Origin of the sequence: Bacillus sp. EKM206B (genome assembly GCF_011066015.1) — a bacterium.
Classification (GTDB): Bacteria; Bacillota; Bacilli; order Bacillales; family Bacillaceae; genus Bacillus; species Bacillus velezensis.
In genome coordinates this window covers 252,496-277,895 of the sequence record NZ_JAAMNL010000004.1, presented here as the reverse complement: position 1 = coordinate 277,895, position 25,400 = coordinate 252,496, and the positions used below count along the sequence as shown (strand labels likewise).

Genomic DNA, 25,400 nt, shown 5'->3' with positions numbered 1-25,400 from the left:
GTGACAAACTTAAAAGAAAATTACAAAACAAAAGTGAAAGACTATCAGCCGAAACCGCCATATGTTTGGAATTGCGTCAAAGCCTTTCTGATCGGCGGTTTGATCTGTCTGATCGGGCAGGCTCTTCAAGACTTTTACATCCACTTTTTTAATTTTAATGAAAAAACAGCGGGCAACCCGACGTCCGCCACTCTTATTTTAATTTCCGCCCTTTTGACCGGATTCGGCATTTATGACAGACTCGGGCAGTTTGCCGGAGCGGGTTCAGCCGTGCCGGTGACGGGTTTTGCAAACAGTATGACAAGCGCCGCTCTCGAACACAGAAGTGAAGGACTCGTGCTCGGGGTAGCGACAAACATGTTTAAATTGGCGGGAAACGTCATTGTATTCGGCGTCGTGGCAGCCTATATCGTAGGCTTGATACGGTTTGCTTGTGAAAAACTGTTTTCGTAGGAGGAGAAAAAATGAAATTGACCGGAAAGCAAACCTGGGTGTTTGAAAACCCGTTATTTGTAAATGCGGCGGGGACGGCAGCCGGACCGAAAGAAAAAGACGGCCCGCTCGGTTCGCTATTTGATAAGACATACGATGAAATGCATTGCAATCAGAAAAACTGGGAAATGGCGGAACGTCAGTTAATGGAAGATGCCATCAACTCCGCTTTGCAAAAACAGAATTTGAAAAAGAGCGATATTGATTTGTTACTCGCGGGGGATCTTTTAAATCAAAATGTGACCGCCAACTACGTCGCCAGACATCTGAAAATTCCGTTCCTCTGTCTGTTCGGCGCCTGTTCGACATCAATGGAAACGATTGCCGTCGCATCCGCGCTCATTGACGGCGGTTTTGCGAACCGGGCGATCGCAGCCACGAGCAGCCATAACGCGACGGCAGAACGGCAATTCCGCAATCCGACGGAGTATGGCGGGCAAAAACCGGATACCGCCACTTCAACGGTCACGGGGGGCGGGGCGGTCATCATCAGCCAAAACCCTTCTGATATCAAGATTACAAGCGCAACAGTGGGAAAAGTAAGCGACCTCGGAATAACAGATCCGTTCGATATGGGGTCCGCCATGGCGCCCGCTGCCGCCGACACAATCAAACAGCACCTGCAGGACTTAAACCGCACGGCGGATGATTATGATCTGATTTTAACGGGAGACCTTTCAGGCGTCGGCTCGCCGATCGTGAAAGATTTGCTCAAAGAAGAAGGCTATCCCGTGGGAACGAAACACGATGACTGCGGTCTTCTCATCTATACGCCGGACCAGCAGGTGTTTGCGGGCGGAAGCGGCTGCGCCTGCTCTGCGCTTGTTACGTACACACATATTTTTAATCAATTAAAAGCGGGGACTCTAAACAGGGTACTCGTTGTCGCGACAGGAGCGCTTTTGAGTCCGACAATGATCCAGCAGAAGGAAACCATTCCGACCATCGCGCACGGTGTGGTATTTGAGCGGGCGGGAGGTGCATCATAAATGGAATATCTGTTGGCTTTTGTTTGCGGGGGAATCATATGCATTATCGGTCAGCTGCTGCTTGACATTTTTAAACTGACACCCGCCCATGTGATGACAACTTTTGTCGTCATCGGCGCCTTGTTAGATGGGTTCGGAATTTATGACAAATTTATCGAATTCGCAGGCGCGGGCGCGACGGTTCCCATCGTCAGCTTCGGTCACAGCTTATTGCACGGCGCCATGCATCAAGCTCACGAGCATGGATTTATCGGGATCGCCATGGGGATTTTTGAACTTACTTCCGCCGGTATATCTTCAGCGATTTTATTCGCATTTCTTGTAGCCGTTATTTTTAAACCGAAAGGATAATGCCTGATGACGAAACGGAAGGTCATTCTTGTGACAGACGGGGACGTATACGCCGCAAAAACAATTGAATACGCCGCGGAAAAAGCAGGCGGACGGTGTATTTCCCAATCAAAGGGCAATCCGTCAACGAGAAGCGGCCCCGAACTTGTTCAGCTGATTAAAGCCGCGCCGAATGACCCGGTGTTTGTCATGTTTGACGATTCAGGCCTGCAAGGGGAAGGGCCGGGCGAAACGGCGCTGAAATATGTCGCCTCACATCAGGACATTGAAGTGCTGGGGGTGATTGCGGTCGCTTCTAAGACCCATCAGGCTGAATGGACGAAAGTCGATGTCTCCATTGACCGTGATGGAGAAGTGACGGAGTTTGGCGTCGATAAAACCGGAATGAGAGAAATGGACGAGCACAGAATGAACGGAGATACGGTGTATTGTCTGGATAAATTGGACGTTCCCCTCATTGTGGGCATCGGCGACATAGGTAAGATGGGAAGAAAAGATGACATATCCAAAGGCTCGCCGATCACGATGAAGGCGGTCGAATTCATTTTAGAAAGGAGCGAAAGCCATGCCGGAAAAACCGGAAAACATGATCAAGGTGTACCGGGATCCTAGAAAAAATGAACAATTTTTTAAAGACCGCGTCGGTATGGGAACGAGCTATGATGTCGGCGTCCGCAAAGTTCGAGTATTAGACCGGGAAGTCCAGATTTACTTTGTCAACGGATTAACCGATACTTTGTTTATCATTCATTTAATGGAACAGCTCGTCGACGTCAATAATTATGACGAGAATGCGGATGAAGCGATTGACGTTGTTGAAAACAGGCTTGTCAATCAGCAGGTTCAAAAAGTCAAAACGCTCGACGAAGCAACGGATCAAGTGCTTTCCGGACTTGTGGCGGTTATCGTTGAAGACGCGGGCTTCGCCTTTATCGTTGACGTCAGAAGTTATCCCGGACGCACACCTGAAGAACCGGATACGGAAAAGGTCGTCCGCGGTGCAAGAGACGGTTTTATCGAAAATATCGTCATTAATACAGCATTGATCAGAAGACGAATCAGGGACGAAAGGCTCCGCGTCAAAATTACGAAAGTCGGCGAGCGCTCTAAGACCGATCTTGCGATTGTGTATATAGAAGACATCGCGGACCCGGACCTTGTCAGCATCGTCGAAAACGAAGTGAATGCGATTGACATTGACGGATTGACGATGGCTGATAAAACGGTGGAAGAATTCATCGTCAAACAGGGTTACAATCCGTTTCCGATGGTCAGATACACAGAGCGGCCGGATGTGGCAGCCAATCACATTTTGGAAGGGCACGTCATCATCGTCGTCGATACGTCACCGAGCGTGATCATAACGCCGACAACGATATTTCACCATGTTCAGCATGCGGAAGAATACAGGCAGGCGCCTTCAGTGGGCACATTTTTAAGATGGATCAGGTTCTTCGGTATTATCGCTTCAACGGTTCTGCTTCCGATCTGGTTCCTCTTTGTTCTCGAACCGTCTCTTCTGCCTGAAAGATTGGATTTTATCGGTTTAAATAAAAATACGCACATTCCGATCATTCTGCAAATCTTTTTGGCCGATTTGGGGATTGAGTTTCTCAGGATGGCCGCGATCCATACGCCGACCGCTTTATCCACCGCCATGGGTCTGATTGCGGCGGTGCTGATCGGTCAAATCGCCATAGCGGTGGGGCTGTTTTCAGCAGAAGTGATTCTGTACGTATCGATCGCCGCCATCGGATCATTTACCACGCCGAGCTATGAGCTCAGCCTCGCCAATAAAATGATACGCCTCATCTTAATGGTTCTCGTAGCCATTTTCCAAGTAAAAGGCTTTGTGATAGGTTTTACATTGCTGCTGATCATAATGGCGAATATCCGCTCGTTTCACACGCCGTATTTATGGCCGTTTTTACCGTTTAACGGCAAGGCGCTGTGGCAGGTGCTCGTCCGGACGACAGTGCCGGGAGCCAAAGTCAGACCGAGCATTGTTCACCCGAAAGACCGTCAAAGACAGCCAAGCGGTTCATAATCGCATTGAAACCGACAGAAGATTATGATATTGTATGTCTTAACTTATACGGGACTTGTATAAGGACAGCTCAAAAGAAGCTGTCCTTTTCACCCATATGCGGATCAGAAAGAGGGAATGAGCATTGTTCTTACATGGCACAAGCAGACAAAACAAACTAGGTCATTTGGAAATCGGAGGTGTGGACGCGCTGTATTTAGCGGAGCATTACGGCACGCCTCTTTATGTTTACGATGTGGCTTTAATACGTGAGCGCGCTAAAAGCTTTAAACAGGCATTCATTGACGCGGATTTAAAGGCGCAGGTCGCGTACGCGAGCAAGGCGTTTTCTTCCGTTGCGATGATACAGCTCGCTGAGCAGGAGGGGCTCTCATTGGACGTTGTATCCGGCGGAGAGCTGTTTACGGCGGTTGCGGCCGGTTTTCCGGCTGACAGGATTCACTTTCACGGCAATAACAAAAGCGAAGAAGAGTTGAAAATGGCGCTCGATCATCAAATCGGCTGCATCGTCGTTGATAATTTTTATGAAATATCCTTACTCGCGGAACTGTGCCGCAAATCAGGGCGCACAATGGATGTGCTTCTGCGGATCACTCCGGGGGTAGAGGCGCATACGCATGATTATATTACAACGGGACAGGAAGATTCCAAATTCGGTTTTGATCTGCATAACGGGCAAATAGAAAAGGCGATTGAACAAGTATTACAGTCAGACCATATCCGCCTTCTCGGCGTTCACTGCCACATCGGATCGCAAATTTTTGATACGGCGGGCTTTGTGCTGGCCGCAGAAAAAATCTTCGCAAAACTGAATGAATGGAGAGAATCATTCGGCTTTGTCTCTGAAGTGCTGAATTTAGGGGGCGGCTTTGGCATCCGCTACACGGAGGAGGATGAACCCCTTCATCCCGCCGTTTATGTGGAAAAAATTATCGAAGCGGTAAAAGAAAACGCAGCGATGCACGCTTTTGACATTCCGGAGATCTGGATTGAACCGGGACGCTCGCTCGTCGGAGACGCCGGAACGACGCTTTATACCATCGGTTCGCAAAAAGAAGTGCCCGGCACCCGTAAATATGCAGCGGTTGACGGGGGCATGAGCGATAATATCCGTCCTGCGCTGTATCAGGCGAAATATGAAGCCGTATCGGCAAACAGAATCGGAGAACACCACGATAAAACGGTATCCATCGCGGGTAAGTGCTGTGAAAGCGGTGATATGCTCATTTGGGATATAGACCTTCCGGAAGTGAAAGAAGGCGATCTTCTCGCCGTTTTCTGCACGGGAGCATACGGATACAGCATGGCTAACAACTACAACCGCATTCCGCGTCCCGCCGTCGTTTTTGTGGAAGACGGCGAAGCGCATCTTGTCATTAGAAGGGAAACTTATGAAGACATTGTAAAACTGGATCTGCCGTTTAAGACGGGGGTCAAACAATAAATAAAAAAGAGACCGGAACAATGGCGTCCGGTCTCTTTTTGCATTCAGCTGTTAGAACTTGATCCGCTGTCTCCTGTAAATACAGACACGATCGCATTCCAAATCGAAGCGAAGAAATCAATGACTTTTTGAACAAAGCTTTTGCCTTCATCGGATTGAATGAACTTCGTGATTTTGTCTTTTGCCTTATCGAGCTGGCTGCCGACTTGGCCCCAATCAATCTTGGCGTTTTTCATTTTATTAAACAATGAAACGAGCTGGTCTTTTTGAGCGTCAGTCAGTGTAATGTTAAGGTTTAAAGCCGCATCATCGACCTTTTTCCCGATTCCTTCTTTTGTATCGGGCACACCGTTTTTCGCGAAATCATCTTTAATGTTTGCGATGAGCGCGGAGGCGTTTTTATCCCCGATTTTATCCCCGAGATTTGAAGTGGTGACAAGCTCTTGGTTGGCGACCTGTTTTACATCTTCTGAAATCGCTTTGTCTGATGAGACTTCATATGCCTTGATGATTCCCGTTAATGCTGCGGTGCCTGATACCTCAAACGGCGCCGTCACGTATACTTTCGCATCTTTCACTCCTGCTGTCATCAGGGCGTTTAAGTACATTTCATCCGTGATGGAATCGATATTATGGGTCTTAACGTCAAGCCCGGACCCTTTCTTTGCCACCGTGATGGATGATGAAGAGATGGCTCTTGTGCCGATTTGGGCATTCGATATATATTTTCCCAGATATTCATGTTCTTCTTTATTCGTGACCGTCACTTTTGTCGCGTTATCAGGGACATTTAATTCGTCAAGCACTTTCTGACGGTTTTCGTTTGACAGATCCGCCCCCAGTGTGACGATGACATCTCCGACTGCGGCATCGGCCAGGCTGATTTTCGGTATTGTGCACAATACAACGGCCGCCGCCAGCAATCCAATCCACATTTTTTTCAAAGCGGTTAACCTCCTTCTTTTCACAAATGCCGTTTTGAAGCGGTTTGTGAGGGCCTGCGTGAAGCAGTTCCGATACATAGACGGCTGTGAAGCTGTTCTGGTTTCATTTTCTTTCTGCGGAAGCGGGGAGATTCGTTTTCCGGCTGAAGGTGTGGTATAATAGCCGCGAAAAGAAGAGCAGAGGCCTCTTCCTTCAAAAGAATATCAAAAAGAAAGCCGGCTTACAATTGAAATTCATATTGAAGAAGGCTTTGACAAAAAACAATACGGAAGTAGGAATGAGAATGAAAACTGGTTATATCGAAATGGAAAACGGCAGCAGAATCGAATTTGAACTTTATCCGAATGAAGCGCCTAATACAGTCGCTAACTTTGAAAACCTGGCGAATACGGGCTTTTATGACGGCGTTATTTTCCACCGCGTGATTCCGGGCTTTGTCAGCCAAGGCGGAGATCCGACTGGGACAGGCATGGGCGGAAGCGGAAAAACGATCAAATGTGAAACAGAAGGCAATCCGCATAAACACGAAGCCGGTTCTTTATCAATGGCGCATGCCGGTAAAGACACGGGTTCAAGCCAATTCTTCATCGTACATGAGCCGCAGCCGCATTTAAACGGCGTTCATACTGTATTCGGAAAAGTGACAAGCGGTTTAGAGCATGCGAAAAACATGTCTAACGGAGACAAAATGAAAGAAATCCGTGTAGAAGGATAAAAATGGAAAACCCGCCTTTTTCAGGCGGGTTTTTTTATGTATATGAAAATTCTCATGTGTAAATCATGAAAAAATACATATATGAACATCAGTGATCATTCTGGTATAGTGATAAAGACCGATTACAACAATGAAAAGAGGTAGAAACGTTGGTTCAATTGGCAACCGTTTTATTTGTCATTATCATTCTCGCACTTATAATTTGGTTCAGGGTGAAAAAGGGGAACAGGCCGATTAAAGGCGGCGGCTTCGGCATCATTCTCCCGCTTTTGATTATCGCCGTCATTTTTACATTCAGCATCAGCCAGCTCATGAATATCCCGGGAAAGCCGTTTCATTTTCCCGCTCTTTGGGAGCTCGCCATCGCCGGACTGTTAGGCGCGGTATTCGGCGTCATCATGCTGTCGCAAACCGCCTATGAAATCCGGGAAGACGGCTTTGTCTACTCCAAGCGGAATAAAAACTTTAAATATGTCATTATCGCGATTATTGCGATCCGTATCGTGCTCAGCCAATATTTCAAAAACATTGACGCGGCGGAATTCGCCGTTTTAACGATGGAACTTGCTTTTGTGTATTTGTGCATTTGGCGGATCGGAAGCTTCGTGAAATACCGTAAAATCAGCAGATCCGGCTTATAAAATGAAAAAAATGGATGAGGTGCGGGGCTTATTTGCCCTCTGTGCAGGGATTCATGGTAAAATAAAAACGACCATGGCTAATGGGAGGAAATCACTTGAAATCAGAAAAAGAAAAAACTTCTAAAAAAAGCGCCGTACTTGATTGGGCGAAAGCCATTATCATCGCTGTCGTTCTGGCACTGCTCATCCGAAACTTTTTATTTGCCCCTTATCTCGTTGATGGAAGATCAATGGATCCGACGCTGCATGACCGCGAGAGAATCTTTGTCAATATGACGGTCAAATACATAAGCGACTTCAAACGCGGCCAGATCGTCGTGCTGAACGGAGAAAACGAGCACTATGTCAAGCGGATTATCGGACTTCCCGGCGACACGGTGCAAATGAAAAACGACCAGCTGTACATCAACGGCAAAAAAGTGTCCGAACCGTATTTAGCGGCAAATAAGCACAAGGCGAAGCAAGACGGCTATGACCGGCTGACAGAAGACTTCGGCCCGGTGAAGGTGCCGGACGACAAATATTTCGTCATGGGTGATAACCGCAGAGAATCTATGGACAGCCGCAACGGCCTCGGTCTTTTTACGAAAAAACAAATAGCGGGCACATCAAAATTCGTCTTCTTCCCGTTTAATGAAATTCGCAAGACGAAATAAACCGTACAGGCAGTTTTCTTCATGAGGAAAACTGCTTTTTTATATAAATTTATCTTTCCACCCTCAAAAACAGAACATAAATTCGTATATCTATTTAATAGATAGAAAGTTTTACAGATACATGAAACATCTTCCCTTTATGAAACGTTATATGAATAACTCACGCAGGGAAGAACGGTTTTCTATTCATGAAAAAAAGGAATATGACATAGTAATGAATAGATTGATACGGGCTGGAGGTAGAAAAATGGGAAGAATTAAAACAAAAGCAGCCATTTTACTTGTACTGCTGCTGTTATTAGCGGGCGGTTATATGGTCATAAACGATATTGAACTGAAAGACGTGCCGACTGCAATCGGACAAACCCTGTCCCAGGAAAAAGAAGAATATACAGTCAAAACATATAAAATTACGAAAATCGAAGGAACTGAGTACCACGGTACGGCAGAAAACGGCACAAAAATTATTTTTAACGGCGACAAGCTGAAGCAGGATCTCTCCGATGTGAAAAAGGGAGATAAGATTAAAGCGTATTTCAGCAAATCAAACCGGATTGACGGCTTATTGAAGGTCGTCAAAGTGAACGAATAAATAAAGGCGCCTTTTATGGGAAAAGGGCGCTTTTTATTTTTCTGAATAATTAGGTGCAAATTCATTGCGCCTGCCGCAAAGGATGTTATAATAGCGGATAAGGACAAAAAAATATTGATTGTATCCTTCGGGGCTGGGTGAAAATCCCGACCGGCGGTAATAAGGCGTTTTGCGCTTTACAGCCCGTGACCCGTATGCATCTGTATACGGTGGATTCAGTGAAAAGCTGAAGCCGACAGTGAAAGTCTGGATGGGAGAAGGATGAGAGAAGCTATGCAAAAAATAAACTTACTGTATAGTCTTATTTCCTATGGATTAAAACTGGCAAAGCCCCGAACTGTGTAAACATTCGGGGCTTTTTTGACGCCAAATTGCGTGGAAGAAGGGAGGGATAACGATGGAAGAATATTATATGAATACGGCAATAGAACTTGCCAGACGCGGTGAAGGACAGACACAGTCCAATCCTCTTGTCGGCGCTGTCGTCGTCAAAAACGGACAGATCGTCGGAATGGGCGCCCATTTGCAATACGGAGAAGCGCATGCCGAGGTTCACGCGATTCATATGGCCGGCAGACACGCAAAAGGCGCCGATTTGTATGTGACGCTGGAGCCTTGCAGCCATTACGGAAAAACACCGCCATGCGCCGAACTGATAATAAAGTCGGGGATAAAAAGGGTGTTCATTGCTGTGAAAGATCCGAATCCGCTTGTAGCCGGAAAAGGCATCGGAATGCTGGAAGCAGCGGGCATCGAAGTGAAAACCGGACTTCTCAGGCAGCAGGCAGAAGAGCTGAATAAAATGTTTCTTCACTTCATGCGGACCGGACTTCCGTATGTCACCTTGAAAGCGGCCGCGAGCCTTGACGGGAAAACAGCGACTGAAACCGGTGACAGCAAATGGATTACATCAGAGGCGGCAAGGCTTGATGCCCAGCAATACAGGAAATCGCATCAAAGCATTCTTGTCGGAGCAGGCACAGTCAAAGCCGATAATCCGAGCCTGACCTGCAGGCTTCCTGATGCGGTGAAGCAGCCGGTCAGAGTGATTCTCGATACAAAGCTGACCATTCCTGAAACGGCAAATGTGCTCACTGACGGCGCTGCGCCGACATGGATATTTACGGCCAAAGGTGCAGACGTGCAAAAGAAAGACCGGCTGACCGCACTCGGAATAAAAGTTATTCCGTTGGAAACAGACCGCATTCACGTCCCTGAGGTGCTCAGTATTCTCGCTGAAAACGGCATAATGTCCGTTTATGTGGAAGGCGGAGCATCCGTACACGGAAGTTTTGTCAAGGAAGGCTGTTTCCAAGAGCTTCATTTCTATTTCGCCCCTAAATTAATCGGAGGAACGCTTGCTCCCAGCTTGATCTCCGGTGAAGGTTTTCAATCAATGATAGATGTCCCCCATTTACAATTCACACAAATCACCCAAATCGGGCCGGATATAAAACTGACGGCCATACCTAAAGATGGAAAGGATGGTGACGATGTTTACAGGAATCGTTGAAGAAACAGGCACGATCCAAGCAATCAAAAAGACAGGCCTTTCCATGGCATTAACCATCGCCGCTTCAAAAGTGACAAGTGACGTGAAGCTTGGCGACAGCATTGCGGTAAACGGCATCTGCCTGACCGTAACCGGATTTTCTGACAATCAATTTACGGTTGATGTCATGCCGGAAACAGTGAAAGCCACTTCGCTGAACGGCTTGTCAAAAGGCAGTAAAGTAAACCTGGAAAGAGCGATGTCCGCCAACGGACGGTTCGGCGGCCACTTTGTATCAGGGCACGTGGACGGAACGGCGGAAATTACGCGGATCGAGAAAAAAAGCAACGCGGTCTATTACGATTTAAAACTTTCGCCGGAATTGACAAAAACGCTCGTATTGAAAGGTTCAATTACGGTAGACGGCGTGAGCCTGACGATTTTCGGTTTATCAGACGAAAGCGTGACGGTATCCATCATTCCGCATACCATCTCAGAAACGATTTTTCAGACGAAAACAGTCGGATCGACCGTAAATATTGAGTGTGACATGATCGGCAAATACTTATACCGCTTTTTGCACAAAACAGAACAAACGAAAAGCAATCAAACTATCACGGAAGCCTTTTTAAGCGAGAACGGCTTTTAGAAAGGAAGATCGATATGTTTCATCCGATAGAAGAGGCGTTAGAGGCGCTGAAAAAAGGTGAAGTCATCATTGTTGTCGATGATGAAGACAGAGAAAACGAAGGAGACTTCGTAGCGCTGGCTGAGCATGCCACGCCGGAAGTGGTGAATTTTATGGCGACCCATGGGAGAGGCCTGATCTGCACGCCGCTGTCTGAAGACATCGCCGGCCGGCTGGATCTTCACCCGATGGTCGATCATAATACGGACTCACATGAGACCGCGTTTACGGTCAGTATTGACCACAGGCTGACAAAAACGGGCATCAGCGCGCAGGAACGATCCTTTACCATTCAGGCGCTGTTGAACGAAGAATCTGTGTCTGACGATTTTCAGCGTCCGGGCCACATTTTCCCCTTAATCGCAAAAAAAGGAGGCGTCCTGAAGCGGGCCGGCCATACGGAAGCAGCCGTTGACCTTGCAAAAGCCTGCGGATCTCAGGGAGCGGGCGTCATTTGTGAAATTATGAATGAAGACGGCACAATGGCCAGAGTGCCGGAGTTAGCCGAAATCGCCGAACGCCACCAGCTGATAATGATTACGATAAAAGACTTAATAGAGTACCGTTACAACATTACGACACTTGTGAACAGAGAAGTTGATATTACGCTGCCGACTGACTTCGGCACGTTTAGAGTTTACGGATATACAAACGAGGTTGACGGAAAAGAACACCTCGCCTTTGTCATGGGGGATGTCCCGTTTAACAGCGAACCCGTTCTTGTCAGAGTGCACTCAGAATGCCTGACGGGCGATGTGTTTGCATCCCATCGCTGTGATTGCGGACCTCAGCTTCATGCCGCGCTTGCGCAAATTGCTGAAGAAGGCCGCGGCGTTCTATTGTATTTGCGCCAGGAAGGCAGAGGAATCGGTTTAATTAATAAGCTGAAGGCGTACCGATTGCAGGAACAAGGGTATGACACGGTTGAAGCGAACGAAGCGCTCGGCTTTCTGCCTGATCTGCGCAACTACGGCATCGGCGCCCAGATTCTCCGCGACTTAGGGGTTCAGCATATGAAACTTTTAACCAATAACCCCCGGAAAATCGCCGGCCTCGAAGGGTACGGTCTCAGCATTTCAGAACGGGTGCCGCTTCAAATGGAAGCGAGTGAGCATAACAAGCAATATTTACAGACCAAAATGAAAAAACTTGGACATCTGCTTCATTTCTAAAAACAAATCTCACAAAAAAGGATGGATAACATATGAATATCATACAAGGAAACCTAGTAGGAACAGGACTTAAAATCGGAATTGTCGTCGGCAGATTTAATGAATTTATTACGAGCAAGCTGTTAAGCGGAGCGGAAGACACGTTGCTTCGTCACGGTGTAGAATCAAACGACATTGACGTCGCTTGGGTGCCGGGAGCGTTTGAAATCCCGTTTGCGGCAAAGAAAATGGCGGAAACGAAAAAATACGATGCCGTCATTACGCTCGGCACGGTTATCAGAGGAGCGACAACGCATTATGACTATGTCTGCAATGAAGCGGCAAAAGGCATTGCCCAGGCGGGAACGGCGACGGGCGTCCCGGTTATCTTCGGCATCGTGACGACTGAAACCATTGAGCAGGCCATCGAACGAGCCGGAACAAAAGCCGGAAATAAGGGAGCGGATTGCGCAGTATCTGCCATTGAAATGGCAAATTTAAACCGTTCATTTGAATAATTTGTTGAAAAGCGTTTAAAACAGCGGCGAAAATGATATAATGTGAGGAAACGGATCGCCTTTATGTATCCGTTTGATAGGACATGAATGGACATTTTGGATATAGAGGGGTTTTTATGTTAATTCGTTATAAAAAATCGTTTGAAAAGATTGCGATGGGTCTTCTGTCATTTATGCCGAATGAAAAAGATCTCAAGCAGCTTCAGCAGACAATAAAGGACTATGAAACGGATACTGGCCGCCAGCTCTTTCTTTGGAAAGAGGATGAAGATATCGTCGGAGCGATCGGAGTCGAAAAAAAGGACTCAGAAGTTGAAATCCGGCATATCAGCGTGAATCCTTCTCACCGCCATCAAGGAATCGGAAAGCAAATGATGGACGCCTTAAAACGTCTGTTCAAAACGGAGGCACTCGTTCCGAATGAATTAACGCAAAGCTTTTTTGAACGCTGTCAACATCAAAAAGATCAGGATATCTCATATAATAACTGACAAATGCTCCCGGAATCTTCACGGTTTCGGGAGCTGTTTTGATATAGAAAAAGCAGGGCTGACCGTCAGCCTCTGCTTTTTTTTCTTCTCTCAATTTCCCGTTCGCGTTCCTTAATGACATCCGTCCTGTCCCGCAGGCGGTGTTTATGAATAAGAAAGGTATCTGATACGCCGTCTTGCCCCCATGTATAGCCCTTTCGGCGGCATTCGGCAAGACATGCTTCTTTCAGGGCTTCATCTGTAATCGGCAGCATAACACTTCTGTAAGGCAGGCCCGCTTCTATATCGTCTGACAGCGTTTCTATCAGCTCAATCAGCTTCGGGTGGCTGAGACCGAGAGAACAGACCGCCTGCTTTTCAGACCGGAGAATACGTAAGCTGTTGGCAATCAGCCGTTTCGCCCCGGCTTCATTTCCCCTGCGCTGGTGATACAGAGCGACGGCAAGCTGAATCAGGCCGACCCAATGAATGCTCCGCTTTTCAGCCGGGCTTTCTTTCCAATATTCCTCTAACAGTTCATGACACTCAAAATAATCTCTTGATGCGTGAAATTCGGCCAAAAAGCCGATATAAGCTTTAGGATACAAGCCGCTTCCTCCTTTTATGCTAAAACCAGTGTACCACAGCGCTATGAAAAGGAAAAAAGAGCGGCTTGGTGTCTGAAGCCTGAGGAACTAGCAGATGTAAGATGCTCCTACGACAACGAGCAAAATAAACAGAACGACAATTAATGCAAAACCTCCGCCGAAACAAGCTCCGCTCATGTGAAATCAGCCTCCCTTTGTTTCAAGTTTACACGGCTATCATATGTGCATCCGCCTTTAAAGGTATAGGCGTATATCTTCTTTTTCAGTATTTTCTAAATAACGGAGGACGTGTATAAAAGTATTGGACGAGAGCATTTCGGTGGATTATACTAAAGGGTAGCCAGTTTTTCCGGCAATGAGAGTGATATTGAAAATGGTGAGATAATGGTAGAATATCAAGTGAAAATTGATACGTTTGAAGGCCCATTGGACCTGCTGCTTCATCTGATTAACCGTCTTGAAATCGACATATACGACATACCCGTGGCAACCATTACTGAACAATATTTATTATATGTACATACAATGCAAGAGCTTGAACTTGATGTCGCCAGTGAATATCTGGTCATGGCGGCGACGCTTCTCAGCATTAAAAGCAGAATGCTGCTTCCGAAGCAAGAGGAAGAGCTGTTTGAAGACGAAATGCTTGAAGAAGAAGACCCTCGGGACGAGCTGATTGAAAAGCTGATTGAGTATAGAAAGTATAAAACCGCTGCGAAGGATTTAAAAGAGCGGGAAGAAGAAAGACAAAAGTCATTTACAAAGCCGCCGAGTGATTTAAGTGAGTATGCAAAAGAAATCAAACAGACGGAGCAGAAGCTGTCGGTGACCGTTTATGACATGATCGGCGCGTTTCAAAAGGTGCTTCAGCGTAAAAAAATTACGCGGCCGAAAGAAACGACCATTACAAGACAGGAAATACCGATTGAAGACAGAATGAACGAAATCGTAAAAAGCTTAAAAACGGCGGGGAGAAGAATAAACTTCACGGAGCTTTTTCCTTCTCGGCAAAAGGACCATCTCGTCGTGACGTTTTTAGCAGTCCTGGAACTGATGAAAAATCAGCAGATTATCATTGAACAGGAAGAAAACTTTTCAGATATATACATTACGGGGAGTGAATCCATTCATGGCGCTTGATATCGTGAATTGGAAAGCGATTGTGGAAGCCCTGCTGTATGCGGCGGGTGATGAAGGGCTGACCAAAAAGCAATTGGTGACGGTGCTTGAAATAGAAGAAGCGGAACTGGCCGGAATCATGGAAGAAGTGGCCGCTCAGTACAAGGAAGACGACAGAGGCATCGAGCTTACCGAATATGCGGATACGTATATGCTTGGAACGAAAAAAGAATTCGTGCCTTATTTGAAAAAACTAATCGAAGTGCCGTCAAAAGGGCTGTCACAGGCTTCTTTGGAAGTGCTGGCGATCGTTTCGTACAAGCAGCCGATCACACGGGCGGAAATTGAAGATATCCGGGGCGTGAAGTCTGAGCGGATTCTGCACAGCCTCGTGTCAAAAGCGCTGCTGTGTGAGGTGGGCCGCGCCGACGGTCCCGGCCGGGCGATTTTATACGGCACGACACCGGTATTTCTTGAACAATTCGGCTTAAAAACATTGGAGGAGCTCCCGCCGCTTCCTGAAAATGCGGAGGAAGACGTTCTCCAGGAGGAAGCCGATTTATTCTTTGAAAACTTCAACCAAACTTTTGAGGATATTAAATAATAATCGTTTTTCATCATACGATAGTAGGGAAAGGCCATTGATGAATGACGCAAATGACGACGTACAAGAGAGGAAGGAAACGGACGGAAATGGGAAATTCGATTGTGAGGGCCCATACTGAAGAAACTGGTGAATTTTTAGCCGAGGTTGTCACGATGGTCAGCAGCTATTTAAATCATACAACTTTGCCGGAGATGCGGGCTCAAGGAGAGGCGGATGAGGCATACTGTCGCGACGTGCTCAGTGTGCTGAGGAGGATGACCGTCTTTTGCGAAGGCGCCCAGGAAGCCTGCAGGCGGCTTTTAATGCAGGAGCCGTTTCATGAGGCGAGAGCGGAAAAAACGCTGTATAAAGTATATCATCAGTGCGTGGAAGAGTTTTTCATGCCGAAAAAGGATACATGGTACGAAAACAGCCGCGCCGCTTATACAGGCCAAAGCGCGATTGAATTCTACCAGCAAGTGCCGGACTCGCTGCGGAGCCTTCTGCTTTCGCTCAGCAGTGAATTTCTGCGCATGCGGGAAGAATTGGCGCAATATGAAGCATCAGGCTCAAATATGGCATCAGTCAGATAAAAACTCTTCCTTTTGGGAGAGTTTTTTTATGTGAAAGTGATGCAATTGGTATTCATAAGTCATGGACATGCGCATAAACTTGTACAAACCCACAACAAGGACGTGAGCATTCATGCGCTTTCTCAAAAAAGCTGCCGTATTTCTTTTGACTTTTGTTATTCTTTTTTCCATTACAGACGGCAATACGGCACATGCCCAAATACATGTCAGCGCAAAAAGCGCGATTATAATCGATGGAGCATCTGGCAGGGTGTTATTCGCCAAGGATGAACATCATAAGCGGCGGATTGCAAGCATTACGAAAATCATGACGGCGGTGCTGGCGATTGAATCAGGGAAGATGGAAGAGACCGTGACGGTTTCCCCGAATGCCGTAAAAACGGAAGGCTCAGCCATTTATCTTCAGCCGGGACAAAAAGTAAAGCTGAAAGATCTCGTATACGGGCTTATGTTAAGGTCAGGAAATGACGCCGCTGCGGCAATAGCGGAATATGTCGGCGGAAGCCTTGACGGTTTTGTATTTATGATGAACAAAAAAGCCGAGCAAATCGGGATGGAAAATACAAAATTTCAAAATCCGCACGGGCTGGACGACCATGAAAATTTATATTCAACCGCGTATGACATGGCGCTTTTGACTAAATACGCGATGAAAATCAAGGAATACCGAACCGTTTCAGGCACAAAAGTGTATAAGGCGGAAACGATGGACCGGGTATGGAAAAATAAAAACAAGCTTCTGACAGGGCTCTACCGTTACAGCACAGGCGGAAAAACGGGTTACACAAAAATCGCGAAACGGACGCTCGTCTCGACGGCCTCAAAAGACGGTACGGATCTCATCGCGGTCACCATAAATGATCCGGATGATTGGGATGATCATATGAATATGTTTAATTATGTCTTTGATCACTATAAAACCTATGTCGTCGCCAAAAAAGGCGGCATCCCGAAGCTGAAAAAGACGTTTTACGGAAGGCGCGCTTTTATTGCCCGGGATGTCAAATATTTGTTAAAAGAGGATGAAATCGACGATGTAAAAATCCGCACAACCTTAATAAAACCGAAAAAAGCCTGGAAAAAGGACGCCTCTCTCATTCCTGATGTCGTCGGCCGGATGACTGTTATGCATGATGGGAAAGTGATCGCCAAGATCCCCGTCTATTATGAAAATGAGCGCCATAAAAAACCGAAAAAGCATTTCATTGAGACGTTTACGAGCCTGTTTATGAGCGCGGCGGGCGGTTCGTCATGGTCAATTTAATCTGGGTATGTCTGACGGTAATCGGACTTGTCTTTGCGATGTTTAACGGTACCTTGCAGGATGTGAATGAAGCCGTTTTTAAAGGAGCGAAAGAAGCGGTTACGATCTCGTTTGGATTAATGAGCGTTCTCGTGTTCTGGCTCGGCCTGATGAAAATAGCCGAGCAGTCCGGCCTTTTGGATATATTCAGCAGAATGTGCCGCCCGTTTATTTCTAAGCTGTTTCCCGATATTCCCCCTGATCATCCGGCGATGGGATACATCTTATCAAATCTCATGGCAAACTTTTTCGGACTGGGAAATGCGGCGACACCGCTCGGCATTAAAGCCATGGAGCAGATGAAAAAGCTGAATGGAGGTAAGTCTGAGGCCAGCCGTTCCATGATTACCTTTTTGGCGGTAAATACTTCGAGTATTACATTGATACCGACAACCGTCATTGCCGTGCGCATGGCTTACTCGGCGAAATCACCGACCGATATCGTCGGGCCGACCATCTTAGCGACTTTAATTTCGGGAATCGGCGCGATTTTCATTGACCGCTACTTCTGGTACCGCCGCAAAAGAAAAGGGAGGTAAGCGAATGGAAATGGTGAATTGGCTGTCTTTAGCCATGATTCCGATTATTATCGCCGGTATATTGATATACGGCACGATCAAAAAAGTGCCGACGTATGAATCATTCGTTGAAGGCGGAAAAGAAGGAATTGAGATTGCGTTTTCCATCATTCCATATTTGGTCGGGATGCTGGTGGCGATTACCGTATTCCGGGCCTCGGGCGCGCTGGATTTTGTCATGGGGCTGTGCAAGCCTTTCTTTACAGCGCTCGGCATTCCCGCAGAAGTCGTGCCGCTTGCTCTGATCCGCCCGATTTCGGGGACGGCGGCGCTCGGCATGACGACAGATCTGATCGCCGTGTACGGGCCTGATTCATTTATCGGCAGACTGGCCTCGGTCATGCAGGGATCGACTGACACGACGCTGTATGTCCTGACGGTGTATTTCGGGGCGGTCGGCATCAAAAAAATGGGGGATGCTTTAAAGGTTGGTCTTCTTGCTGATTTGATCGGGGTGGTTGCATCAATCATCATAGTTACGTTATTATTTGGAAGCGCCTGAAATCAGGCGCTTTTTATATATCAGAATAACTCTCCTTGAAAAAGCTTGTTTGTTCAAGGGGAAAAAAGTAAGATTATACTTGAGGTGAACGACATGGAAAGACTGCAAAAAGTTATTGCTCATGCCGGCGTGGCATCACGCAGAAAGGCAGAAGAGCTGATAAAAGAAGGAAAAGTAAAGGTGAATGGAAAAGTAATAACAGAGCTCGGCGTAAAAGTGACCGGTTCTGATCAGATTGAAGTAAACGGATTAAAGGTGGAGCGGGAAGAACCCGTGTACTTTCTGCTTTATAAACCGAGAGGAGTGATCTCAGCAGCTGATGACGACAAAGGGCGGAAAGTGGTGACCGACTTTTTCAAAGAAGTGCCGCAGCGCATTTATCCGATCGGCAGGCTTGATTATGATACGAGCGGACTTTTATTGCTGACAAATGACGGCGAGTTTGCCAACAAACTCATGCATCCGAAATACGAAATTGATAAGACGTACGTCGCCAAAGTGAAGGGGATTCCTTCCAAGGAACTTCTGAGAAAGCTTGAGCGCGGCATTCAGCTTGAAGAAGGCAAGACGGCGCCGGCCAGAGCGAAATTGCTTTCCCTGGACAAAAGAAAGCAGACGAGCATCATTCAGCTGACGATTCATGAAGGCCGAAACAGACAGGTCCGCCGCATGTTCGAGGCGATCGGTCATGACGTGCTGAAACTAAAACGTGAAGAATACGCATTTTTAGATTTAAGAGGCCTGCGCACAGGAGACGCAAGAGAATTGTCGCCGCATGAGGTGAAAAGGCTGCGGGCTTTAGCTGAACACGGTAAAAACGCTTTCTAATTTTCACATAACCTTCAAAAATTACAAAACGTGTTGATGATATAATTGAATGGATTTGCAGGCAGGGGAGGGGAGCAGTGTACAATGAACAAAAAACGGCGGCGTTTATTCATTCGGACCGGCATCCTTCTCATCTTACTCTGCGCGCTCGGATATACCATCTATAATGCCGTATACACAAACGGTGAGCGTATATCTGAGGGGTCCAAAGCCCCGAATTTCGCGCTGAAAGATACAGAGGGCAGACTCATAGAACTGAGTCAGTTAAAAGGAAAAGGTGTTTTTCTGAATTTCTGGGGAACGTGGTGTGAGCCGTGCAAGCAGGAATTTCCCTACATGGAGAATCAATACAAGCATTTTAAAGACCTCGGTGTCGAGGTGGTTGCGGTAAATGTCGGCGAATCAAAGATTGCAGTACATAATTTTATGAAAACATACGGCGTCAATTTCCCGGTTGCGCTCGATACTGACCGGCAAGTGCTGGACGCGTACGGCGTATCACCTATTCCGACGACATTTTTGATCAATCCCGACGGAAAAGTCGTGAAAGTGGTGACCGGCACGATGACAGAACGCATGGTTCATGACTATATGAATTTAATTAAGCCGGAGGCGTCTTCATGAAAAAGGTCAAATGTGAATGCGGGCACGTGAACCCAGCCGGGACGGTTTTGTGCGAGTCGTGCGGGAAGCCGCTTGATGATCAAAAATCGCCGCTTGCCGATATGCGGTACGACGGCAGCGCAAGGCGTTCGCAAACATATAACAAAACAATCGTAGATAAGGTATGGAACTTCTTTTCTTCCGTAAAAGTCGGAATATGGCTGATCGTCATTACTCTGGCGGCGTCTGCTTTCGGCACGGTTTTTCCGCAGGAAGCTTATCTGCCGCCGGGCGCCCAGCCGGATACATATTATGAACAGCAGTACGGCATAATCGGCCAAATGTATTATCTGCTGGGATTTCATCACCTGTACGGCTCATGGTGGTATATGCTCCTGATCGCATCCATTGGCATATCACTGGTCATCTGCAGCCTGGATCGGGTGATTCCTTTGTACAGGGCGCTGAAAAATCAAGGAGTTCGGCGGAATCCGGTCTTTTTGAAGAGGCAGCGTCTATACAGCCGGACAGAAACCGAGCTGAGCGGGGATGCGGCTGATGGCCTCAGAACACGATTGAAAAAAAAGCATTATAGAGTGCGAGAACAAGAGGGAAGCATTCTGGCGGAAAAAGGCCGTTTTTCAAGGTGGGGGCCCTACGTCAATCATATCGGCCTGATCATTTTTCTGATCGGAGCCATGCTGAGATTTGTACCCGGTATGTATGTCGATGAAACGCTCTGGGTCCGTGAAGGCGAAACCGCCCAGATCCCCGGCACTGACGGCAAGTATTACTTAAAAAACAATCGGTTCACGATGCAGACATATAACAAAGACACTGAGAAAAAAGTATTCGCCGACGCCATTGACAGAGCCGGAAACGGCAAAGTCGCCAAATCCTTCACAACGGACGCGGTTTTGTACAAGAGGGAAGGCGACATTGTATTCGGTGAAAAGCCGAAGCTTAAAAGAGTCAAAGAAAACAATATCCGCGTCAATGAACCGCTGCGCTTTGACTCCTATTCTGTGTATCAGGTGGACTATAAAGAAAACCAGCTCGATCAGATGGTATTTCAGCTGATCGACCAAAAAACAAAACAGTCATTTGGCAAACTGAAGATCAATCTTCTTGATCCCGACACGGACTATGATCTTGGTAACGGTTACAAAGTGCAGATCGCCAGTTATCTTCCTGATTTTTATTTTAACAAGGACGGAGAACCGAGCACGAAAACGAAGGTTCCTAACAATCCGGCTTTTGTCTTTAAAATCACGGCTCCTGACAAGCCGAAAGGGGAGAAAAGTTTTGTTGCGATTCAGCAGACTGTTGAAGGTTCCGAAAGTAACAAGTACAAATTAAAATTCGACCATGTGGAAACGAAAAACATTACAGGACTCACCGTCAGAAAAGATTTAACCTTATGGGTGCTTGCCGTCGGCGGCGCGATCTTTATGATCGGCGTCATTCAAGGAATGTACTGGCAGCACAGAAGGATCTGGATCAAAACAGGTGATCATGAAGTGCTTGTGGCGGGACATACGAACAAAAACTGGTTCGGTCTGAAAAAGGATATCGAATTTGTTCTTAGCGGGACCGGGATTCAAGAGCCGGCCGATCAAAAAGAATTGGCCAAAAATCAGGCCTAGTGAAAAAGGAGTGGTGTCATGGCGGAGCTGAGCGCAAATTTTCTTTATGCTGCCTTTTTGATTTATTTAATTGCCGTCCCGGTTTTCGGCGGCGCCATCCGGGGAACAAAAGGTGCTAAGGACGGTAACGGCCGCTGGTCGGCTATCGGAATCACGTTAACCATATTCGGATTTCTTTGTCATCTCGCCTACTTCATTGCGAGATGGTCGGCAAGCGGACATGCGCCTGTCAGCAATATGTTTGAATTTACGACGTCATTCGGCATGATGCTTGTTCTCGCTTTTATTATTATTTACTTTATTTACAGACTGCCTTCATTAGGCATGTTCACATTGTCTATCGCGCTTTTGCTTATCGCATATGCAAGCATGTTTCCGACAGACATCACGCCGCTTATTCCGTCACTGCAGAGCAATTGGCTGTACATTCACGTCACGACGGCGGCGCTCGGGCAGGCGATTCTTGCGATCAGTTTTGTAGCCGGCGTCATTTTCCTGTTAAAGCATGTCGACCAATCAAGACCGGGCAAAAAAACGTTCTGGCTTGAAGTCATCATGTTTATACTCGTGACGACCGTGGCATTTATCGCCGTCACGTCGGCATTCCGGCTGGCGGACTACAAAGCTGAATTTAATTGGGTGGATAAAAAAGAAGCCAAAAGCGTCATGATATATGATATGCCTGCGCTTGTCGGCCCGCATGAGGGAGAACTGCTTACGGAAGGCGCAATGAAGCCGCTTATTGAGCTTCCGGCCATTTTTTCAGGCAGAAAGGTCAATACGGTGATCTGGTCGTTTGGCGCAGGCCTCGTTTTATACGGTGCGCTCAGGCTGATATTCAGAAAGAGAATCAGCGCTCTTATCAGCCCGCTCGTCAAAAATGTGAATCTGGACTTGGTCGATGAAGTCGGCTACCGCGCTGTTTCCATCGGTTTTCCGGTATTCACACTCGGCGCGCTTGTGTTTGCGATGATTTGGGCGCAGCTTGCATGGACGCGTTTTTGGGGCTGGGACCCGAAGGAAGTATGGGCGCTGATCACCTTTTTATTTTACGCAGCGTATTTGCACTTGCGGCTGTCAAGAGGCTGGCATGGTGAAAAGTCCGCGTGGCTTGCCGTCATCGGCTTCGCCATTATTATGTTTAACTTGATTTTTGTGAATCTCGTGCTTGCCGGACTTCATTCGTACGCATAGATGCAAAAAGCCGATACAGTTCTCAAGCTGCCGCACAGTTTGTTAAAATGAAAGTAACAGAAGGAAAGCAGGGGGAAAACGATGGATCAAACAAATGAAACTAAAATATTAGTAGTAGATGATGAAGCCAGAATTCGACGCCTTTTAAGAATGTACCTTGAACGGGAAAACTATGTGATTGAAGAAGCGGAAAACGGCGACGAGGCCATTAAAATGGGGCTGGCATCAGATTATGATCTGGTGCTCTTGGATTTAATGATGCCGGGAACGGACGGAATCGAAGTATGCCGGCAGCTCAGAGAAAAAAAAGCGACGCCGATTATCATGCTGACGGCAAAAGGGGAAGAAGCCAACCGCGTCCAGGGGTTTGAAGCGGGTACGGACGATTATATCGTCAAGCCTTTCAGCCCGAGAGAAGTGGTGCTTCGGGTAAAGGCGCTTTTAAGAAGGGCTTCCCAAACATCTTATCTGACAGCCAATACCCCGACAAAAAATGTGCTCGTCTTTTCGCATCTATCCATTGATCACGATGCTCACAGGGTGACTGCGGACGGCACGGAGGTGAGCCTGACGCCGAAGGAATATGAACTGCTGTACTTCCTGGCGAAAACACCGGACAAAGTGTACGACAGGGAAAAGCTTTTAAAAGAAGTGTGGCAGTATGAATTTTTCGGAGACCTTAGAACGGTGGACACCCATGTCAAACGGCTCCGTGAAAAATTAAATAAAGTGTCCCCGGGAGCGGCGAAAAAAATCGTCACCGTATGGGGAGTCGGATACAAATTTGAGGTAGGCGCTGAATGAAGTTTTGGAAAAGCGTAGTAGGAAAGCTTTGGTTTACCATTCTTTCACTCGTGTTAATTGTTTTATTTATTTTAACGGTGCTGCTTCTGGAATTTATCGAAAATTACCACGTTGAAGAAGCGGAAAAAGATTTAACGCAGCTTGCCGACAAAATTGCGGTCATAATAGAAAATCATGAAGACCAGCCGCTTGCCAGATCCATCACGTGGGAACTGGCGGACAATTTAACGAGCATCGCGATCATTCAGGATGATAAGCATGTCTGGTATTCGCCCAATGACGATAATCATTTATCCTCTATTACATTAGAGCAGATCAAACATGACCGGGATCTGCACAAGGCGCTGACAGACCGCAAAAAAGTAAGCAAACGCGCGGTCCCCAACAATGCCGGTTCGGATAACGAACGGCTGATCGTCGGAGTGCCGTATGAAAAAGACGGCAAAAAAGGCATGGTCTTTTTATCCCAATCGCTGCTTGCCGTCAAAGATACGACGAAACATACGACACGCTATATTTTTCTTGCGGCGGGCATTGCCATCGTCTTGACAACGTTTTTCGCGTTCTTTTTATCCAGCAGGGTGACATATCCCCTTCGGAAAATGCGGGAAGGCGCCCAAGACTTGGCGAAAGGAAAGTTTGATACAAAAATTCCGATTCTGACCCAAGATGAAATCGGGGAACTGGCCATTGCCTTTAATCAGATGGGACGGCAGCTCAATTTCCATATTAACGCGCTGAATCAGGAAAAAGAACAGCTGTCCAATATTTTAAGCAGTATGGCAGACGGGGTCATCACCATTAATATCGACGGCACCATTTTGGTGACCAACCCGCCGGCCGAACGTTTTCTGCAGGCATGGTATTATGAGCAGAACATGAACATTAAAGAAGGAGACAACCTTCCCCCTGAAGCAAAAGAGCTATTTCAAAATGCAGTGAACACGGAAAAAGAGCAAATGATTGAAATGACGCTTCAAGGAAGGTCATGGGTTTTATTGATGTCGCCTCTTTATGCGGAATCACACGTCCGCGGCGCCGTGGCCGTGCTCCGTGATATGACCGAAGAGCGCAGGCTGGATAAATTGCGTGAAGACTTCATTGCCAATGTCAGTCATGAGCTCAGAACCCCGATTTCTATGCTGCAGGGATACAGCGAAGCAATAGTGGACGACATTGCAAGCACCGAAGAGGAGAAAAAAGAAATCGCGCAGATCATTTATGATGAATCTCTTCGCATGGGCCGGCTCGTCAATGATTTGCTGGATTTGGCCAGAATGGAATCCGGACATACGGGCCTGCACTATGAAACGGTAAACCTGCATGAATTTCTGGAGAAGATCTCCCGCAAATTTTCCGGGGTAGCGAAGGAAAAAGGCGTTTCGCTCACAGAGGACATCTCAGTGTCTCAGCCGGAGTGTGTCTTTGATGAAGACAAAATGGAACAGGTGTTTACCAACCTTATAGATAATGCGCTGCGCCATACGGAGTCAGGCGGAAGCGTTCATATCGCGGCTCAGACCGTAAAAGACGGACTGAAAATCGATATCAAAGATTCCGGCTCTGGAATACCGGAAGAGGACCTGCCTTTTATTTTTGAACGTTTTTATAAAGCGGACAAAGCAAGAACAAGAGGCAGGGCGGGAACCGGACTCGGACTCGCCATCGTAAAAAATATCGTGGAAGCCCACGGCGGCTCAATTGCGGTTCACAGCAGCATCGACAAAGGGACGACGTTTACATTTTATATTCCGACAAAAGCGCAGGATGACGTCTGAAATTGACGAACAATCTTGTTCCATACGAAACACCCGCATGTTCTGCGGGTGTTTTTTATTTGTTTCT

Annotated in this window: 30 protein-coding genes and 1 riboswitch; of the genes, 27 read left to right on the top strand and 3 right to left on the bottom strand. The window is 47.0% G+C overall.

Translation table 11 applies throughout. The features are described from left to right. The 6 genes from spoVAC (at position 1) to lysA (ending at position 5,323) form a co-directional block, all read left to right on the top strand. Positions 1 to 453, top strand: a complete 453-nt coding sequence (spoVAC, locus tag G9F50_RS10420; protein WP_007612334.1) for a stage V sporulation protein AC — start codon at positions 1 to 3, stop codon at positions 451 to 453. A gap of 11 nt (positions 454 to 464) precedes the next feature. Then, the gene (gene spoVAD, locus G9F50_RS10415; protein ID WP_015240132.1) at positions 465 to 1,481 is read left to right on the top strand and encodes a stage V sporulation protein AD; all 1,017 of its coding nucleotides are present in this window, start codon (positions 465 to 467) and stop codon (positions 1,479 to 1,481) included. Further along, a complete protein-coding gene (gene spoVAE, locus G9F50_RS10410) occupies positions 1,482 to 1,832 on the top strand; it encodes a stage V sporulation protein AE (protein WP_007409415.1) in 351 nt (116 codons plus the stop codon). Positions 1,833 to 1,835: 3 nt separating this feature from the next. Next, positions 1,836 to 2,444, top strand: a complete 609-nt coding sequence (gene spoVAEA, locus G9F50_RS10405; protein ID WP_025284950.1) for a stage V sporulation protein SpoVABEA — start codon at positions 1,836 to 1,838, stop codon at positions 2,442 to 2,444. Beyond that, a complete protein-coding gene (locus G9F50_RS10400; RefSeq protein WP_007409417.1) occupies positions 2,398 to 3,879 on the top strand; it encodes a spore germination protein in 1,482 nt (493 codons plus the stop codon). The genes spoVAEA and G9F50_RS10400 overlap by 47 nt, the downstream gene beginning before the upstream one ends. A gap of 124 nt (positions 3,880 to 4,003) precedes the next feature. Further along, positions 4,004 to 5,323: a diaminopimelate decarboxylase gene (lysA, locus tag G9F50_RS10395; protein WP_060562765.1), complete on the top strand. Its 1,320-nt coding sequence runs from the start codon at positions 4,004 to 4,006 to the stop codon at positions 5,321 to 5,323. Positions 5,324 to 5,367: 44 nt separating this feature from the next. On the opposite strand, the gene G9F50_RS10390 is transcribed toward lysA, so the two are convergent. Continuing rightward, complete coding sequence (locus G9F50_RS10390) at positions 5,368 to 6,267, bottom strand: DUF1002 domain-containing protein (protein WP_060562766.1); 900 nt, start codon at positions 6,265 to 6,267, stop codon at positions 5,368 to 5,370. A gap of 284 nt (positions 6,268 to 6,551) precedes the next feature. Here G9F50_RS10390 and G9F50_RS10385 point away from each other — a divergent pair, with 284 nt between their 5' ends. The 9 genes from G9F50_RS10385 (at position 6,552) to ribT (ending at position 13,212) form a co-directional block, all read left to right on the top strand. Further along, positions 6,552 to 6,983 carry a peptidylprolyl isomerase gene (locus tag G9F50_RS10385; RefSeq protein WP_003153363.1) on the top strand — a complete coding sequence of 144 codons (432 nt, stop codon included), beginning with the start codon at positions 6,552 to 6,554 and terminating at the stop codon, positions 6,981 to 6,983. Between the two features lie 149 nt (positions 6,984 to 7,132). Continuing rightward, on the top strand, positions 7,133 to 7,624 hold the full coding sequence (locus G9F50_RS10380; RefSeq protein ID WP_015240128.1) for a CcdC protein domain-containing protein: 492 nt from the start codon (positions 7,133 to 7,135) through the stop codon (positions 7,622 to 7,624). Positions 7,625 to 7,704: 80 nt separating this feature from the next. Continuing rightward, positions 7,705 to 8,280 carry a signal peptidase I gene (gene lepB / locus G9F50_RS10375; protein ID WP_032861567.1) on the top strand — a complete coding sequence of 192 codons (576 nt, stop codon included), beginning with the start codon at positions 7,705 to 7,707 and terminating at the stop codon, positions 8,278 to 8,280. Positions 8,281 to 8,527: 247 nt separating this feature from the next. After that, the gene (locus tag G9F50_RS10370; protein WP_007409423.1) at positions 8,528 to 8,872 is read left to right on the top strand and encodes a hypothetical protein; all 345 of its coding nucleotides are present in this window, start codon (positions 8,528 to 8,530) and stop codon (positions 8,870 to 8,872) included. 119 nt (positions 8,873 to 8,991) lie between these two features. Beyond that, positions 8,992 to 9,138: riboswitch (FMN riboswitch) on the top strand. Between the two features lie 131 nt (positions 9,139 to 9,269). Next, positions 9,270 to 10,385, top strand: coding sequence for a bifunctional diaminohydroxyphosphoribosylaminopyrimidine deaminase/5-amino-6-(5-phosphoribosylamino)uracil reductase RibD (gene ribD, locus G9F50_RS10365; RefSeq protein WP_060562767.1), 1,116 nt, complete (start codon positions 9,270 to 9,272; stop codon positions 10,383 to 10,385). After that, positions 10,366 to 11,013 carry a riboflavin synthase gene (ribE, locus tag G9F50_RS10360; protein WP_007409425.1) on the top strand — a complete coding sequence of 216 codons (648 nt, stop codon included), beginning with the start codon at positions 10,366 to 10,368 and terminating at the stop codon, positions 11,011 to 11,013. The genes ribD and ribE overlap by 20 nt, the downstream gene beginning before the upstream one ends. A gap of 14 nt (positions 11,014 to 11,027) precedes the next feature. Continuing rightward, positions 11,028 to 12,224, top strand: coding sequence for a bifunctional 3,4-dihydroxy-2-butanone-4-phosphate synthase/GTP cyclohydrolase II (locus G9F50_RS10355; RefSeq protein WP_060562768.1), 1,197 nt, complete (start codon positions 11,028 to 11,030; stop codon positions 12,222 to 12,224). A 32-nt stretch (positions 12,225 to 12,256) separates the two neighbouring features. After that, the gene (gene ribH, locus G9F50_RS10350; protein WP_003153372.1) at positions 12,257 to 12,721 is read left to right on the top strand and encodes a 6,7-dimethyl-8-ribityllumazine synthase; all 465 of its coding nucleotides are present in this window, start codon (positions 12,257 to 12,259) and stop codon (positions 12,719 to 12,721) included. Between the two features lie 116 nt (positions 12,722 to 12,837). Beyond that, positions 12,838 to 13,212, top strand: a complete 375-nt coding sequence (gene ribT / locus G9F50_RS10345) for a GNAT family N-acetyltransferase RibT (protein WP_003153373.1) — start codon at positions 12,838 to 12,840, stop codon at positions 13,210 to 13,212. Positions 13,213 to 13,277: 65 nt separating this feature from the next. Here ribT and G9F50_RS10340 read toward each other — a convergent pair whose 3' ends face one another. Then, the gene (locus G9F50_RS10340; protein ID WP_003153375.1) at positions 13,278 to 13,799 is read right to left on the bottom strand and encodes a DUF309 domain-containing protein; all 522 of its coding nucleotides are present in this window, start codon (positions 13,797 to 13,799) and stop codon (positions 13,278 to 13,280) included. A gap of 87 nt (positions 13,800 to 13,886) precedes the next feature. Then, a complete protein-coding gene (locus G9F50_RS10335) occupies positions 13,887 to 13,976 on the bottom strand; it encodes a YjcZ family sporulation protein (protein WP_003153376.1) in 90 nt (29 codons plus the stop codon). Positions 13,977 to 14,183: 207 nt separating this feature from the next. Here G9F50_RS10335 and G9F50_RS10330 point away from each other — a divergent pair, with 207 nt between their 5' ends. From G9F50_RS10330 to G9F50_RS10275, 12 genes are all read left to right on the top strand, one after another. Continuing rightward, the gene (locus tag G9F50_RS10330) at positions 14,184 to 14,939 is read left to right on the top strand and encodes a segregation/condensation protein A (protein WP_007409427.1); all 756 of its coding nucleotides are present in this window, start codon (positions 14,184 to 14,186) and stop codon (positions 14,937 to 14,939) included. Continuing rightward, on the top strand, positions 14,929 to 15,522 hold the full coding sequence (gene scpB, locus G9F50_RS10325; RefSeq protein WP_007409428.1) for an SMC-Scp complex subunit ScpB: 594 nt from the start codon (positions 14,929 to 14,931) through the stop codon (positions 15,520 to 15,522). Before G9F50_RS10330 ends, scpB begins: the two co-directional genes overlap by 11 nt. An 89-nt stretch (positions 15,523 to 15,611) precedes the next feature. Further along, positions 15,612 to 16,097: a DUF3907 family protein gene (locus G9F50_RS10320; RefSeq protein WP_015240120.1), complete on the top strand. Its 486-nt coding sequence runs from the start codon at positions 15,612 to 15,614 to the stop codon at positions 16,095 to 16,097. 112 nt (positions 16,098 to 16,209) lie between these two features. Further along, complete coding sequence (locus G9F50_RS10315) at positions 16,210 to 17,361, top strand: D-alanyl-D-alanine carboxypeptidase family protein (RefSeq protein ID WP_060562769.1); 1,152 nt, start codon at positions 16,210 to 16,212, stop codon at positions 17,359 to 17,361. Beyond that, complete coding sequence (locus G9F50_RS10310; RefSeq protein ID WP_003153385.1) at positions 17,349 to 17,939, top strand: nucleoside recognition domain-containing protein; 591 nt, start codon at positions 17,349 to 17,351, stop codon at positions 17,937 to 17,939. Before G9F50_RS10315 ends, G9F50_RS10310 begins: the two co-directional genes overlap by 13 nt. Positions 17,940 to 17,943: 4 nt before the next feature. Continuing rightward, entirely contained in the window at positions 17,944 to 18,480 is a 537-nt protein-coding gene (gene spmB, locus G9F50_RS10305; RefSeq protein WP_003153387.1) for a spore maturation protein SpmB, read from the top strand. Positions 18,481 to 18,573: 93 nt separating this feature from the next. Beyond that, a complete protein-coding gene (gene rluB, locus G9F50_RS10300) occupies positions 18,574 to 19,308 on the top strand; it encodes a 23S rRNA pseudouridine(2605) synthase RluB (protein WP_007409432.1) in 735 nt (244 codons plus the stop codon). A gap of 84 nt (positions 19,309 to 19,392) precedes the next feature. Next, positions 19,393 to 19,932, top strand: a complete 540-nt coding sequence (gene resA / locus G9F50_RS10295; protein ID WP_003153391.1) for a thiol-disulfide oxidoreductase ResA — start codon at positions 19,393 to 19,395, stop codon at positions 19,930 to 19,932. Further along, positions 19,929 to 21,557, top strand: coding sequence for a cytochrome c biogenesis protein ResB (gene resB / locus G9F50_RS10290; protein ID WP_015240118.1), 1,629 nt, complete (start codon positions 19,929 to 19,931; stop codon positions 21,555 to 21,557). Before resA ends, resB begins: the two co-directional genes overlap by 4 nt. Before the next feature lie 18 nt (positions 21,558 to 21,575). Continuing rightward, positions 21,576 to 22,751: a c-type cytochrome biogenesis protein CcsB gene (ccsB, locus tag G9F50_RS10285; RefSeq protein WP_015240117.1), complete on the top strand. Its 1,176-nt coding sequence runs from the start codon at positions 21,576 to 21,578 to the stop codon at positions 22,749 to 22,751. Positions 22,752 to 22,832: 81 nt separating this feature from the next. Then, positions 22,833 to 23,555 (top strand): DNA-binding response regulator ResD, encoded by a 723-nt coding sequence (gene resD, locus G9F50_RS10280; protein WP_003153397.1) that lies wholly within the window; start codon positions 22,833 to 22,835, stop codon positions 23,553 to 23,555. Then, positions 23,552 to 25,333, top strand: coding sequence for an ATP-binding protein (locus tag G9F50_RS10275; RefSeq protein WP_025284944.1), 1,782 nt, complete (start codon positions 23,552 to 23,554; stop codon positions 25,331 to 25,333). The genes resD and G9F50_RS10275 overlap by 4 nt, the downstream gene beginning before the upstream one ends. Positions 25,334 to 25,400 lie beyond the last annotated feature (67 nt).